This is a genomic window from Streptomyces sp. NPDC048483, from assembly GCF_040651455.1.
In the GTDB taxonomy this organism is placed as follows: domain Bacteria; phylum Actinomycetota; class Actinomycetes; order Streptomycetales; family Streptomycetaceae; genus Streptomyces.
In genome coordinates this window covers 71,792-86,082 of record NZ_JBEZJZ010000002.1, presented here as the reverse complement: position 1 = coordinate 86,082, position 14,291 = coordinate 71,792, and the positions used below count along the sequence as shown (strand labels likewise).

The 14,291-nt window shown below is 70.7% G+C and carries 10 protein-coding genes; 7 read left to right on the top strand and 3 right to left on the bottom strand.

The window, feature by feature from the left end; genetic code table 11:
* Positions 1–104: 104 nt before the first annotated feature.
* Positions 105–377: a hypothetical protein gene (locus AB0D04_RS01460; RefSeq protein ID WP_362697915.1), complete on the top strand. Its 273-nt coding sequence runs from the start codon at positions 105–107 to the stop codon at positions 375–377.
* Between the two features lie 79 nt (positions 378–456).
* Here the strand turns inward: AB0D04_RS01460 and AB0D04_RS01455 are convergent, their stop codons facing one another.
* Together AB0D04_RS01455 and AB0D04_RS01450 are read right to left on the bottom strand one after the other, a co-directional pair.
* Entirely contained in the window at positions 457–1,011 is a 555-nt protein-coding gene (locus AB0D04_RS01455) for a PadR family transcriptional regulator (protein WP_362697912.1), read from the bottom strand.
* Positions 1,012–1,050: 39 nt separating this feature from the next.
* Entirely contained in the window at positions 1,051–3,066 is a 2,016-nt protein-coding gene (locus AB0D04_RS01450) for an NADPH-dependent 2,4-dienoyl-CoA reductase (protein ID WP_362697909.1), read from the bottom strand.
* Between the two features lie 499 nt (positions 3,067–3,565).
* On the opposite strand from AB0D04_RS01450, the gene AB0D04_RS01445 reads away from it, so the two are divergent.
* A complete protein-coding gene (locus tag AB0D04_RS01445) occupies positions 3,566–4,435 on the top strand; it encodes an arpA protein (protein WP_362697907.1) in 870 nt (289 codons plus the stop codon).
* Positions 4,436–4,542: 107 nt separating this feature from the next.
* Positions 4,543–6,363 (top strand): choline/carnitine O-acyltransferase, encoded by a 1,821-nt coding sequence (locus AB0D04_RS01440; protein WP_362697904.1) that lies wholly within the window; start codon positions 4,543–4,545, stop codon positions 6,361–6,363.
* A gap of 38 nt (positions 6,364–6,401) precedes the next feature.
* On the opposite strand, the gene AB0D04_RS01435 is transcribed toward AB0D04_RS01440, so the two are convergent.
* Entirely contained in the window at positions 6,402–7,049 is a 648-nt protein-coding gene (locus AB0D04_RS01435) for a TetR/AcrR family transcriptional regulator C-terminal domain-containing protein (RefSeq protein ID WP_362697901.1), read from the bottom strand.
* Between the two features lie 157 nt (positions 7,050–7,206).
* Between AB0D04_RS01435 and AB0D04_RS01430 the strand changes: the two genes are divergently transcribed.
* From AB0D04_RS01430 to AB0D04_RS01415, 4 genes are all read left to right on the top strand, one after another.
* Complete coding sequence (locus tag AB0D04_RS01430) at positions 7,207–8,772, top strand: APC family permease (RefSeq protein WP_362697898.1); 1,566 nt, start codon at positions 7,207–7,209, stop codon at positions 8,770–8,772.
* Positions 8,773–8,877: 105 nt separating this feature from the next.
* A complete protein-coding gene (locus AB0D04_RS01425; RefSeq protein WP_362697895.1) occupies positions 8,878–9,909 on the top strand; it encodes an agmatine deiminase family protein in 1,032 nt (343 codons plus the stop codon).
* Positions 9,910–10,022: 113 nt separating this feature from the next.
* A complete protein-coding gene (locus AB0D04_RS01420) occupies positions 10,023–11,138 on the top strand; it encodes an agmatine deiminase family protein (RefSeq protein ID WP_362697892.1) in 1,116 nt (371 codons plus the stop codon).
* Positions 11,139–11,354: 216 nt separating this feature from the next.
* Positions 11,355–14,015: an MFS transporter gene (locus tag AB0D04_RS01415; protein WP_362697889.1), complete on the top strand. Its 2,661-nt coding sequence runs from the start codon at positions 11,355–11,357 to the stop codon at positions 14,013–14,015.
* The last annotated feature ends 276 nt before the right edge of the window (positions 14,016–14,291 follow it).

The following is a 14,291-nucleotide window of genomic DNA, read 5'->3' as shown; positions in this document are numbered from 1 at the left end:
GCCAGGGTGCCCAAATCCCCCCTGGCCAGGGGCTTTTGTCAGTGGTCGGCGGTAGAATGGGAACCAGTCAGTGAGGGTTCACCCAGCACTCCAGGAGGTTGCCGATGGCCGCTGCCGCACTCATGACGAAGCCTCTCCCGAGCCACCCGCTGTCCAAGAAGCCGCTGCCGGCCGGATGGCCGCGCGAACGGTATGAATCCCACAACCGCCGCCTGAAGGCCATGCGTCTGGCCATAGCCCTGCTCGACACCGGCGTCTACCGCCCCGAGCAGGCCCACAACCGCAGGATCCGCACCACCGCGGCCGCCATAGGCGTGCACGCGCCCTCCGACACGACCTGCCGCCTGGTCCGCGCCCTGATCTACGACAACTGCTGACGGCGCTACCTGACCACGGACACCCGTCCATGACACCCGACCACGACGCCTGCTGACGGCGCCGGCGGGCGGCCCGGGGCTACTCCCCGGGCCGCCCGCCCGCTTCCATGACCTCGACCTCCGCCAGCGCCTCGTCCAGCCACGCCACCCAGAAGGTCTCCAGTCCGATCCCGGCGCGCAGCACAAGCCGTCGCAACCGGTCCTCCGGGTCGGCCGCGGCCCCGAAATCGCGGCTCTCGATCTCCTCGTACTCCGCCAACTGCCGCCGGTGCAGGGTCAGATGACGCCGCAGCTCCTCATCGAGCCCCGCGCGCCCGACCACCGCGGCCGCCCGCAACCGCAGCAACAGCGCATCCCGGATGGGCTTGGACTCCTGCTCGCGGGACGCCCAGCCGGTCAGCTCCGCCCGGCCCGCGGGCAGTACCTCGAACTCCTTCTTCTGCCCACGGGCCGGCCGCTCGGACGGCAATGCGCGAATGAGCCCGGCCTGCTCCAGCTTCCCCAGCTCGCGATAGATCTGCTGGTGCGTCGCCGACCAGAAGTACCCGATCGACCGGTCGAACCTGCGCGTCAGCTCCAGCCCCGAAGAGGGCTTCTCGAGCAGCGCGGTGAGAATCGCATGCGGAAGGGACATGAGGAGATCCTAGGCACGGCGTTCACCCTGGTGACCAGGTCACAGGGCAGCCGCCAGCTCCGTCCCCTGCTGAATGGCCCGCTTGGCATCCAGCTCGGCCGCGACGTCCGCCCCGCCGATCAGATGCACCGCACGCTCCTCGGCCCGCAGCTCCTCGTACAGATCCCGCCGCGGCTCCTGCCCCGTGCACAGCACGACCGTGTCCACGGGGAGCGTGGCGGCCGTACCGTCGACCGTGACATGCAGCCCGTCATCGTCGATCCGCTCGTACGTCGCCCCCGCGAGCATCGTCACCCCGCGGTGCCGGAGCTCCGTACGGTGGATCCAGCCCGTGGTCTTGCCCAGCCCGGCGCCGACCTTCGACGCCTTGCGCTGGAGCAGATGCACCTGGCGCGGGACCTTGGGCCGCTCGGGCGCCCGCAGTCCGCCGCGCTCGCCGTACGCCATGTCCACACCCCAGGCGCGGAAGTACGTCTCGGGGTCCCGGCTCGCCCCGTCCCCGGCATCGGTCAGGAACTCCGCGACATCGAAGCCGATGCCGCCCGCACCGATGATCGCGACCCGGTCGCCCACCTCCGCGCCGTCGCGCAGCACGTCGAGATAGCTGACCACACTCGGATGATCGATCCCCTCGATCTCCGGAATGCGCGGCTCCACCCCCGTGGCGACGACGATCTCGTCGTACGCACCGAGATCGGCGGCCGTCACGGCGGCGCCCAGCCGCACCTCGACCCCGCGCACCGCGAGCTGCGTACGGAAATACCGCAGGGTCTCCTCGAACTCCTCCTTGCCCGGCACCCGCTTGGCGATGTTCAGCTGCCCGCCGATCTCCTCGGCCGCATCGAACAGCGTCACCTCATGCCCCCGTTCGGCGGCCGAGACGGCACACGCCAGCCCGGCCGGCCCGGCGCCCACCACACCGATCCGCTTCCGGTGCCGCGTCGGCGACAGCACCAGCTCGGTCTCATGACAGGCCCGCGGGTTGACCAGACACGACGTGATCTTCCCGCTGAAGGTGTGGTCGAGGCAGGCCTGGTTGCACCCGATGCAGGTGTTGATCTCCTCGGCCCGGCCCTCCTTGGCCTTGTCGACGAAGTCCGGGTCGGCGAGGAACGGCCGGGCCAGCGACACCATGTCCGCGCGCCCGTCGGCGAGCAACTCCTCGGCCACCTCAGGGGTGTTGATCCGGTTGCTGGTCACCAGCGGCACGGAGACCGACCCCATCAGCCGCTTCGTCACCCAGGTGTACGCGCCGCGCGGCACCGACGTCACAATGGTCGGAATCCGGGCCTCGTGCCACCCGATCCCGGTGTTGATGATCGTCGCGCCCGCCGCCTCGATCTCCTTGGCGAGCGCGATGACCTCCTCCAGCGTCGACCCGCCCGGCACCAGGTCCAGCATCGACAGCCGGTAGATCACAATGAAGTCCGCACCGACGCGCTCGCGGGTACGCCGCACGATCTCCAGCGGAAAGCGCACCCGGTTCTCGTACGAGCCGCCCCACCGGTCCGTACGGTGATTGGTCGCCCCGGCGATGAACTCATTGATCAGGTACCCCTCGGAGCCCATGATCTCCACGCCGTCGTACCCGGCAGACCTGGCCAGCTCGGCCGCCCGCACATAGTCCTCGATGGTCTGCTCGACCTCGTCGTCGGTGAGCGCATGCGGCGTGAAGGGGCTGATCGGCGCCTGGATCGCGCTGGGGGCGACCAGGTCGGCGTGGTACGCGTACCGCCCGAAGTGCAGGATCTGCATCGCGATCCGTCCGCCCGCGTCATGCACCGCATCGGTCACGGTCCGGTGCTGCGCCACCTCCGCCTCGGTGGTGAGCTTGGCCCCGCCCTCGTACGGCCGTCCCGCGTCGTTCGGTGCGATGCCGCCGGTCACCATCAGGCCGACGCCGCCCCGCGCCCGGGCGGCGTAGAAGGCGGCCATCCGCGCGAACCCGTTCTCGGCCTCCTCCAGGCCGATGTGCATCGAACCCATCAGCACCCGGTTGGGGAGTGTGGTGAAGCCGAGGTCGAGGGGGCTCATCAGGTGGGGGTACGGGCTCATCGGGCGCCTCCTTGCGCAGCGGTCGTCAGCACGGTTCTAGACCACCCGAGGCCGTTATGCAACAAGTTGCATAACGTCTTCGGGTGGTCGCGACGAAGCTCACACCCCGGGCGGCGGGCGCGGCCGCGGAGGTGTCACGGGCCGGTGCGCAGACAGGGGTCCCCGACCGCCCCCGCCATGGGCAGGTCTCGAGGCGCTTGCGGCTGAGGCGGGTCTGCTCTCCCTGGTGCGACGGATCGGGCGCCCCGGCGAAGATCACTGGTCTTCAGTCCAACGGGTTGGCGACGGCCTGTTTGAGATCACACGGGAGTGCTCATGGAGTGCTCATGGGACTGCCGGGTCTCCATGGCAGTCCCGGGCCCGTCGGTGCTCGGCCCGAGTATGCGGCCGCGTGGGGGTGTGACGTATCACAGACAACGCTGCAGTGCTATGGCAGCTTCAACTGTGCTACCCGGTACGGGAGTTACCGGTGGCCAGTCCGGTACGTGGAGAGGATCGAATGAGCACTCTGGAAGTCCCGACGCTTGATCACGTGGTGGACACGGGTCGGTATCCCCTGGCGGAACTCGACGGCGCCGAGGGGCAGGCCGTCGTCGCCCGCGCTCGGCGGGAACTGTCCACGCTCGGCTGCACCGTCCTCCCGGACTTCATCCGCCCCTCGCTCCGCGATGTCCTGCGGCAGGAGTGCACGGAAATCGCCCCGCGGGCGCACTTCGACGTCGAGACCGTCAACGTCTACAACATCGCGGTGGACGAGTCCCTGCCCCAGGACCACCCGAGCCGCCTCTCCTTCGAACGCGGCAACGCGTTCGTCGCACGGGACCGCATCCCCGCGAACTCCCTCATCAGTCAGCTCTATTCGGCCGAGGCGTTCCAGCGCTTCATCGCCCGCTGCTTCGAACTGCCGCAGCTGCGCGAGCTGGCCGACCCGCTCTCCGGGCTGGTCCTCAACGTCGTCGAGCCGGGCAAGGAGCACCCCTGGCACTTCGACACCAACGAGTTCACCGTGAGCATGCTGACCCAGGAGCCGCAGGCCGGCGGCGTCTTCGAGTACTGCCCCCACATCAGGTCCGCACACGACGAGAGCTTCGCCGACGTCCGGGACGTACTGGCCGGCCGAGGCGAACGGCTGCTCCGGCGACTCCCGCTCCGACCCGGTGACCTGCAGCTGTTCAAGGGCCGCTACTCGCTGCACCGGGTGAGCCCCGTGGGAGGGGAGGTCGCGCGTCATTCGGCGATATTCGCCTACAGCGAGCGTCCGGGCGTCGTCGGGAGCGTGGCCCGGACCCGGCAGCTGTTCGGTCGCGTACTGCCCGAACACCTGGCGGCCGAGGGACGACCCGTACGGGGCGACCAGCTGCTGGACTAGCCGGCCACGACAGCACGCACCTCCCGCAGCTCGCCACAGCACCTCCCGCAGCCGCGACACATCCCCAGAGGTCCCGCAGGGCCCGACAACCCGAAGAGAGAGCCGACTTGAACGACCATCAAGACACCGCCACCACCGCCACCACCCCGACCTTCGCGCACGAGAACACTCTGCCGCGTGTGCCGCTGCCCACGCTGGAGGAGAGCTGCGAGCGGTTCCTCGCCTGGTGTGCGCCGTTGCTGACCGCCGAGGAGCGGGCGGCCACCGAGGCGGAGGTGGCCGCCTTCCTCCGGCCCGACGGCCCCGGCCGGGCGCTGCAGGCGGCGCTGGCGGAGTACGACGCCACCGAAGGGGTGCACAGCTGGCTCGACACCTTCTGGCCGTACCGCTACCTGGGCCGCCGGGACCGGATCGCGCTCAACGCCAACTTCTTCTTCCTCTTCCAGGACTCCGGCCGGCCGCAGGTGGAGCGGGCGGCCGGCCTCATCGCCGGATCGCTCGACTACAAACGGCAGCTCGACCAGGAGCTGATCCCTCCTGTCGTGCAGCGCGGCCGGCCCCAGACCATGGCGCAGAACACGTATCTCTTCTCCACCACCCGGATTCCCGGGGCGGTACAGGACACCGTCCGCGCCCCCTACTCCGAGCAGTGGCCGGGCCCGTCCGACGCCCGGCACGTCGTGGTGTTCTTCCGCGGCGGCATGCACAAACTCGACGTCCTGGGCGCGGACGGCGTCCCGCACAGCCTGGACGACCTGGAGGCGGGCCTGCGCGCCGTCATCAAAGCCGGCACCGAGCCGGCCGGCTCCGAAGCCTCCGTCGGCCCCCTCACCACCATGGCCCGCGCGGAGTGGGCGGCCGCCCGCGAGTCCCTCCGCACCCACCACCCCAGCAACGCCACCACCCTGGACGACATCGAAACCGCCCTGTTCTGCGTCTGTCTGGAGGACTTCGCACCCAAGGACACCCAGGAGGCCTGTGACAACCTCCTCTACGGCGACCGCGGCAACCGCTGGTTCGACAAGGCCGTGTCCTTCGTCGTCTTCGCCGACGGCCGCGCGGGCATCAACGTCGAACACTGCGAACTGGACGGCACCACCGTCCTGAGCTTCGTCGACGCCTTGCTGGGCACCCCGGCGGAGGAACACTCCCGCCGGTCCGGGGCCCGCTCTCAGGGCCTGCCCGCGCTGGAGCCCCTCACCTTCGTCCTGGACGACGCCCTGCGGGCCCACGTATGCTCCGCCGCCGACGCGTTCGCCCGGTACGGCGCCGCCACCGCCACCACCACCCTCTCCTTCGAGGACTTCGGCGCCAACACCGCCAAGGCGCTGGGCGTCTCCCCGGACGCTTTCGTCCAGCTCGCCTACCAACTCGCCCACCAGCGCGCCAAGGGGCACCTGGGCGCGACCTACGAGTCGATCGCCACCCGCCAGTGGCGCCGTGGTCGCACCGAGGCGATGCGCGTCGTCACCCCGGAGATCGTCGATTTCGTGGCCGCGATGGAGGACCCGGCCACCGACGCGGGAACCCGCCGCGCCGCCCTGCGCACCGCCGCCGAGGCGCACATCACCCGCGCCAAGCAGTGCCAGGCCGGCGACGCCCCCGAACAGCACCTCTGGGAACTGGAACTCATCCAGCGCCGCCGGGGCACGGAGCTGGGCGTCACCGAACAACCGGCCCTCTACCGCACCCCGGGCTGGCTGACGATGCGCGACGACTACCTGAGCACCAGCTCCGCCCCGTCCGCCCACATCCAGTACTTCGGCTTCGGCTCCACCAGCAGCCGCTGTATCGGCGTGGCCTACGTTCTGCTCCCCGAACGCTTCAATGTCTACCTGAGCACACCGCTCCCGGTCGCCGCCCAGATGCACACCTTCGCCGACCGCCTCCGCGAGGCGGTGGCCGAGCTCCGCGAACTGCTGGCATAAGCTGCGAGCCCCGTCGACGCCGGATGGTGGTGACGGGGCTACGACTCGCCGGCACCCCGCCGCTGCTGCGCCGCGAGCCCGTCGAGTACCAGCCCCAGCCCCAGCTCGAACCCGCGGTCATCCAGCGCCGCCAGTCCCGCGTCGGCCCCGGCCGCGGCCTCCAGGGAGTCGGCGAGCGCCGGATACAGCGGCCGGTAACCCTCGGGTGAGCGCGCGAAGCCCGCGGTGAACGTCTCCAGGGCGGAGCCGAGGACCAGATAGTCGAGGGTCGCCGCCACCTCGGCCGCCCGCTCCGGTGTGCAGCCGGCCCGGCCCAGGGTGGCGAGCAGGGTGTCGTACCCGCGCAACGCCTTGTCGGCCTCCACCCTGCGCCGCGCAACCAGGGCGATCATGTTCGGGTGACGCAGGTACACCTGACGGTAGCCGCGTGCGTAGGCGGCGATGCCCTGCCGCCAGTCCGGGTCCTCCAGCGGGGTCAGGTCGATCTCTTCGTTGATCAGCTGTGAGGCCGCGTCCAGCGCGTCCTCCTTGGATGCGACGTGGTGGTAGAGCGACGCTCCGCGCACCCCGAGGCGCTCCGCGAGCGTCCGCATCTTGAGCGCCTGCGGGCCCTCCTGGTCGAGCAGGTCGAGGGCGGCGCGAGCGATGATCTCGCGGCTCAGCAGTGCCTGGCTCGGTCGGCCCATGTGGTGTTCCCCCTCGGTCCCGCCGCCAGGTTATCCGCGGCAGGGGGTTCACAGGCGGGCAGGTCCGGGCTATGGTCCCCGCAACCAAATATCTAACAACGTTAGATTTAGGCCCGCGGGGCGCGCCCCTACGTCCCCCCGTCCCCCGAAGGTGCTCATGACTGATCCCACTCCCGCAGCTTCTGCCGGATCCCCGCCGGACAGCGACGCCGCCCGCCTGGAGGACCTGGGCTACCGGCAGGAGCTGCGCCGCAGCCTCGGCGTGCTGGGCAACATCTCCATGGGCTTCGCCGTCGTCTCCCCGGTGGTGGCGCTGTACGCGGTGGCCATGGTCGGCACGACGGTCGCGGGCCCCGCCTGGATCTGGGCGCTGCCGCTCGTCCTGATCGGCCAGTGTCTGGTGGTCAACGTCTACGCCGAGCTCACCTCCCAGTGGCCCGTCGCCGGCGGCCCGTACCAGTGGGGCCGCCGCCTGCTGGGGCCGTCCTTCGGCTGGATGGGCGGCTGGGTGTGGCAGTTCGCCGTGATGTTCGGCAACACCACCGTGGCCTATCTGGCCGCACCCTGGGTCTTCGCCCTGATCGGCGTCACGCCGTCACCGGGGGCGATGGTGGCGATGTCGATGGCCATCCTCATCGGCTGCATGCTGATCAACGCCTACGGCATCAAGGTCCTCAGCCTGGTCGTGTCGATGGGCATCGCCGCCGAGGCGATCGCCTCGGTGCTGGTTGGCCTGACGCTGCTGCTGTTCTTCCGCGAGCACGGATTCGCCCTGTTCACCGGGACCATGGGGGCCGAGGCGCTCTCCGGCGGCTCCGGCGTGATGGCCTTCCTCGCCGCCGTCGCCGTAGCCGGCTGGGCCTTCATCGGCTTCGATGCCTGCGTCTCCACCTCCGAGGAGACCAAGGACGCCGGCCGCCAGGTGCCGCGCGCCATGTGGTGGTCGCTGCTCAGCGTCGGCGCGGTGGTGATCCTCAATGCGATGGCGGTCGCCCTCGCACACCCCCACCCCGAGAAGGTCGTGGCGGGCGAGGACCTCGACCCGGTGACCACCGCTGTGACCACCTCCTTCGGCTCCTGGTCGGACAAGCCCTTCATCGCCGTCGTCCTCGTCGGCTTCCTGGCCTGCGCGATGGCCTCCCAGGGCGGCGCCGCCCGCGGCCTGTACTCCCTCGCCCGGGACGGCGTCTTCCCGTTCTCCGCGCAGGTCAAGAAGGTCAACAAGCGCCAGGCCCCGATCGGCGGCCTGATCGCCTCCACTGTGGTGAGCGGCGCCGCCCTGCTGCTCGGCCTGAACGCCACCGCCATCGGCAGCCTGATCGCCTTCGGGACCGCGGCCACCTTCCTGCCGTTCTTCCTCACCGCGCTGGCCGCGCTGATCGCCCGGCTACGCGGTACCTGGGTCCCGTCCGGTCACATCAGGCAGGGCGCGAAGGGCACCGTCCTCAATGTGCTGGCGGTCCTGTGGACCGGCTTCGAGGTCGTCAACGTCTGCTGGCCGCGGGAGATCCTCGCCGCGCCCGGCGCCCCCTGGTACCAGGTCTGGGCCGGCCTCCTCGGCACCGTCGTGATCATCGTCATCGGTCTCGCCTACCTGGCCGTCAAGCGGCCACAGGACAAGATCCGCGACGCCGCGCGTGCCGCCGGGGGAGCCGTCCAGCGCGACACCGAGCACGATCCCCAGCACAACAACAAGGACAACCTCACCCCCGAGCCCTCCTGACCCCAAAGGCCTCCGCTCCCCTCAGTCCCCCATCCCTCCCATCCCCCCATCTGCCCATCCCCAAGTCCCTCAGCAATTGCCCCCGTTACCCAGGAGCCCTCCGCAATGAACACCCCCACCAGCAGCCCGTCGCCGCAGCTTCGCGCCCCCGCGGAGTGGGAGCCGCACGCCGGCTGTCTGATGGCCTGGCCGTACGACAAGGACGGCTGGGGTGACCGGCTGACCACCGCCCAGGCCGAGATCGCCGCCATCGCCCGAACGATCTCCCGCTGCGAGCCCGTCACCATCGTCGCCGAGCCCGGCACCGCCGAAGAGGCCCGCAGTGCATGCGGCAGCGGCGTCACCGTCATCGAGTACCCGGTCGACGACTGCTGGACCCGCGACACCGCCCCGATCTTCGCCCTCGACGCGACCGGGAGCACGGTGACCGGGCTCGACTTCACCTTCAACGGCTGGGGCGGACAGTTCCCGCACGAAAAGGACAACCTGCTGCCCGTCGGCGCCTGCGCGTACCTGGACGTGCCGCGCGAGCCCGTCGGCATGGTCCTCGAAGGCGGCTCGGTCCTCACCGACGGCGAGGGCACGCTCATCACCACCGAGGAGTGCCTGCTCCACCCCAACCGCAACCCCGGTATGACCCGCAGTCAGATCGAGAGCACCCTGCTCGCCGCGTACGGGGCCACCAAGCTGATCTGGCTTCCGTACGGCCTCGACGGCGACGACGTCACCAACGGCCATGTCGACCTGGTCGCCGCCTACCTCGGCCCGGCCAAGGTCCTCCTCCACACCCAGCCCGACGCGGCCGGCCCCAACCACGCCCGCATGGAGGCCAACAGGGCGGTCCTCGAAGCCACCACCGACGCCCGCGGCCGCCGCTTCGAGATCGTGGAGCTGCACCACCAGCCGCACTTCGAGGTCGACGGGGAACCGGTGCGGACGTTCAGCTACACCAACTACTACGAGACCAGCGGCAACGTCGTCGTCCCCACGGCGGACGCGCCGGAGGACGACCTGGCCCTCGCCCAGTTCCGCGACCTCTTCCCCGAAAAGGACATCGTGGGAACCCCGGCCCGCGTGCTCGCCAGGAACGGCGGCGGCGTCCACTGCGTCACCCAGCACATCCCGCGCGCCCAGTAGCGCGCCCCCGAACCTCGAGAGCCGCTCCGTCGGCCGGTCCCGCCGGGCGGCTCTCGAGTCCTCCCCTCATCCGTGTAGACGCGACCGTCTGCCCTTTGTCCAGGAGTGATGTCATGAACGTGCCACGAATGTCCCGCCGCGGTTTCCTCGGCGCAGCAGCCATGACCGCCGCCGCGGCCACCGCCTTCAGCGGCCGCGCCGTCGCCGCCACGTACAACGGTGAGAACTACACCGCTCCCGCCGAGTGGGAGGCACACTCCGGCTGCGTCATGGCCTGGCCCTGGGACCGCAACGTCGGCTGGGGAGCGCTGCTGAACGACGTCCAGGCCGAGATCGCCGGCATCGCCACGGCCATCGCCCAGTTCGAGCCGGTCACCATGTTCGCCGAACCGGGCCAGGCCGCCGCGGCACGCGCGCAGTGCGGCAGCACGGTCACCGTCACCGAGTACCCGATCAACGACTGCTGGGCCCGCGACACCGGACCGATCTTCGCCCTCAACCAGCCGAAGAACGCGAAGCTCGGTCTCGACTTCGGCTTCAACGGATGGGGCAACAAGTACCCCTTCGACAAGGACGACTTCCTGCCGGTCGGCGTCTGTCAGTACCTGAACGTCCCCCGCCAGGACGTCTCGATGATCCTCGAGGGCGGATCCGTCATCACCGACGGCGACGGCACGCTCATCACCACCGAGGAATGCCTGCTCAACCCCAACCGCAACCCCAGCATGACCAAGGCCCAGATCGAGAGCACCCTGCTCGCGGCCTACGGCGCCACCAAGGTCATCTGGCTGCCCTACGGTCTCGCCTTCGACGACATCACCAACGGGCACGTCGATCTGATCGCCGCCTACCTCGGCCCCGCCAAGCTCCTGCTCCACACCCAGCCCGACACCGGCAACCCGAACCACGACCGGATGGAAGCCAACCGCACCGTTCTCCAGAACAGCACCGACGCCCGCGGCCGCAGCTTCCAGATCGTGGAGATGCACCACCAGCCGCAGTTCACCCACCACGGGCTGCAGGTGAAGACGTTCAGCTACACCAACTACTACGAGACCAGCGGCAACGTGGTCGTCCCCACCGCCGGTGAGCCGACGGACGCCCTCGCCCTCGCCCAGTTCCAAACGCTGTTCCCCGGCAAGCAGGTCGTGGGCAAGCTCGCCCGCACCCTCGCCTGGGGCGGTGGCGGCGTGCACTGCGTGACGCAGCACATCCCGGCAACGCAGTAGCGAAAGACGCGGCGCCGCAGCAGCTGTACGGGGGTCAGCTCTGCGGCGCCGTACGCGCGGACACAGCGGACACAGCGGACACAGCGGCGCCCGGACAGCCGCCGCCTGGGCGTGACTCGCCCCAAAGGGACGTACAACGGGCGGCCCTCGAGGAAGGGAAGCAGGGGAAGTGCGGAATCCCGTACCGGGAACCGCACCGTGGATTACCTTGCCAGCGTGGACCAGTTGATCCCCTCAGACCCGACGCACATAGGCCCGTACCGCCTGATCGCCCGCCTGGGCGCCGGCGGTATGGGCCTGGTCTATCTCGGCCGTTCCGAGGCCGGGCGGACCGTCGCGGTCAAGGTCGTCCAGGACGAGTACGCCCAGCACCCGGAGTTCCGCAGGCGCTTCGCCCGTGAGGTGGCGGCCGCCCGGCGGGTGGGCGGCTCCTGGACGGCGGACGTGCTCGACGCCGACACCGAGGCCGCGGTGCCCTGGGTGGCGACCCAGTACATCCCGGGGCCCGACCTGACCACCGTGGTGGCGAACGACTTCGGGCCGCTGCCCGAGAACTCCGTGACGGTGCTGGCCAACCGCCTCGCCCTCGCCCTGCAGGCGGTGCACGAGGCGGGCCTGATCCACCGGGACCTCAAGCCGTCCAATGTGCTGGTGACGGTGGACGGGCCGCGCGTGATCGACTTCGGTATCGCGCGGGCCATGGACACCCTCGCGGGGGACAGCCTGCACACCCGCACCGGCATGCTGATCGGCTCTCCCGGCTTCATGTCGCCCGAGCAGGTACGCGGCCTCGAACTCACCCCCGCCAGCGACGTGTTCTGCCTGGGCGCCGTCCTCGTCTACGCCGCCACCGGACGCCTGCTCTTCGGCGCCACCGAGACCGGGCTGAACGCCCACCTCTTCCGGGTCGCCGAGGAGGAGGCGGACCTGGCCGGCGTGCCGGAGCCGCTGCTCGATCTCGTACGCGAGTGTCTCGACAAGGACCCGGCCCGGCGGCCCACCCTCCAGCAGGTCGCGGGCCGCACGGAGGCGGACACGGGCGGGGAGTGGCTGCCGGGCGCGGTGCTGGCCCAACTCGGCCGTCATGCGGCAAAGTTGCTGGACTACGCACCTGAGACGGTCGTCGGCACGCCCGGTGCCGCGCCCGCCGAGGCGCCGGTACCCCTTGCCGGCCCGCGCATCCCGTCCGGGCCGCCGCAGCCGCCGCCACCCTCGCCGCCTGCCTACGCGCCCACGGCCCCGGCGCACCTCGACCCCCCACCGGGGTTCGGACCACCTCCGGGCGTGACCCCCCACGCCTGGCCCACACCCCCTTCCCCGCCCCACCTCCAGGACGCTCCGCCCCCGCACCCCAGGCGCTGGTGGGGCCTGGCGGTGGTCGCTCTTGTGCAGCTGTTCGTGCTGATCGACGCGACGTCCCTGCACATGGCGTTGCCGTCCATCATGGTCGATCTGCACATGCCCGCCGACGACTTGAACCTGATGTTCACCGCGTACGAACTGGCCTTTGGCGGGCTGCTGCTGCTCGGCGGCCATCTCGCGGACCTGATGGGCCGCAAACGGATGTTGATCATCGGCCTTGCCGGCTTCGCGGTGGCCGCCGCGGTCGGCGGCTCGGCCCCCACCTCCGGCGCGCTCGTCGTGGCCCGCGCCCTGCAGGGCGTCTTCGCCGCACTGCTGTCGCCGGCCGCACTGGCCCTGGTGTCGGTCAACTTCACCGAACCGAAGGCACGCGGCAGGGCGTTCGGGGTCTACGCTGCGATCGCCGCCGGCGGCTCGACGGTGGGCCTGCTCACCGGCGGATGGCTGCTGGACCACCTGGGCTGGCGCACGTGCCTGTACGTTGACGTCCTCCTTGCCGTGATCGCCGTGATCGGTGCGGCCACCCTGGTGCACGACCGCCCGGTCCGCACCGGCCGCCGCCTCGACGCGGTGGGCCTGCTGCTCGGCTCCGGCGGGATCGCCGCCCTCTTCCACGGCTTGCAGCAGACGGGCCCGCGCGGCTGGACCGACCTCCTGGTACTGGCCCTGTTCGCGGTCGGCGTCGTCCTTCTCCTGGCTTTCGTGGGGTGGCAGACCAGGACAGCCGACCCGCTCCTGCCGCCGTACATCATCAGGGACCGCAACCGCCTCGGCTCCTTGCTCGCCCTGTTCCTGGCCGGCGTGGGCGCGTTCGCCCTCTTCCCGACCCTGATGGCGTACCTGGAGAACATCCGCGGCTACACCCCGCTCGCCACCACCACGGCCATGCTGCCCACGGTCGCCGCGATCGTCATCGGCTCCACCCAGGTCTCCGCCCGCCTGCTGCACCGCGTGGCACCGCGCAACCTGATCGTGCCGGGCCTGCTGCTCACCGCGCTCGGCCTGCTGCTGCTGACCTTCCTCGAGCCCGACAGCGAGTACGTCGCACTGGCCCTGCCCGGCATGCTCCTCGCCGGCTTCGGCCTCGGCACGGCCCTGATGCCGCTCTTCTCCCTCGCGACGGCCGGCATCGCCGCGCCGGACTCCGGCGGCGGCGCGGCAGTGACCGGCACGGCCGACCAGGTGGGCGGGGCGCTCGGCACGGTGCTGTTCGGCAGCGCCCTCGCCTCGGCCGTCGCCGCCGGACTGGAGGATGCCCCCGAGCTGCCACCGGCCTTCGTCGAAGCGGCCCGGAGCGGCCAGATCATCAGCGGGCAAGGGCTTCCGCCGCATCTGGCGCATGTGGTCAACAAAGCAGCGCTGGACGGCTGGACCAACGCCCTGTGGTGGTCGGTCGGTATCACGCTGCTCGCGGGTCTGGTCGCGGCTCTGCTGGTCAGGTCCACCGGCGGCCCGGCGAGCCCCCAGCTCGCCGGGCCGGTCGTCCCGGCCTCTGACCAGCGGGACGCCCGCTGACCCTGCGCGTCCTTGCGGCAGTGCGGCAGCCCGAGCCGCACCACGGAAAAGGCCGTCGGCCGTGCCTTCCGAAGCGGGAAGAGCACGGCCGACGGCCCACAGACGGCCCAGGCGGGCGGAAACCGCTCCGGCCTGCGGCGATCTTAGATGTCGAAGTACAGGTCGGAAACGTGCCTGAGCAGTGCAAACGGCATTGATCGACTGAGGGCGGTGCACAACCGGTGCACATGGCTGCCGAGCGGGGCAGCGCGAGCAACTCCCACAGGGGAGCCAGTC

Coding starts and splice junctions, on each gene's coding strand:
- AB0D04_RS01460 (WP_362697915.1), top strand. CDS start 105: ATGGCCGCTGCCGCACTCATGACGAAGCCTCTCCCGAGCCACCCGCTG.
- AB0D04_RS01455 (WP_362697912.1), bottom strand. CDS start 1,011: ATGTCCCTTCCGCATGCGATTCTCACCGCGCTGCTCGAGAAGCCCTCT.
- AB0D04_RS01450 (WP_362697909.1), bottom strand. CDS start 3,066: ATGAGCCCGTACCCCCACCTGATGAGCCCCCTCGACCTCGGCTTCACC.
- AB0D04_RS01445 (WP_362697907.1), top strand. CDS start 3,566: ATGAGCACTCTGGAAGTCCCGACGCTTGATCACGTGGTGGACACGGGT.
- AB0D04_RS01435 (WP_362697901.1), bottom strand. CDS start 7,049: ATGGGCCGACCGAGCCAGGCACTGCTGAGCCGCGAGATCATCGCTCGC.
- AB0D04_RS01430 (WP_362697898.1), top strand. CDS start 7,207: ATGACTGATCCCACTCCCGCAGCTTCTGCCGGATCCCCGCCGGACAGC.
- AB0D04_RS01425 (WP_362697895.1), top strand. CDS start 8,878: ATGAACACCCCCACCAGCAGCCCGTCGCCGCAGCTTCGCGCCCCCGCG.
- AB0D04_RS01420 (WP_362697892.1), top strand. CDS start 10,023: ATGAACGTGCCACGAATGTCCCGCCGCGGTTTCCTCGGCGCAGCAGCC.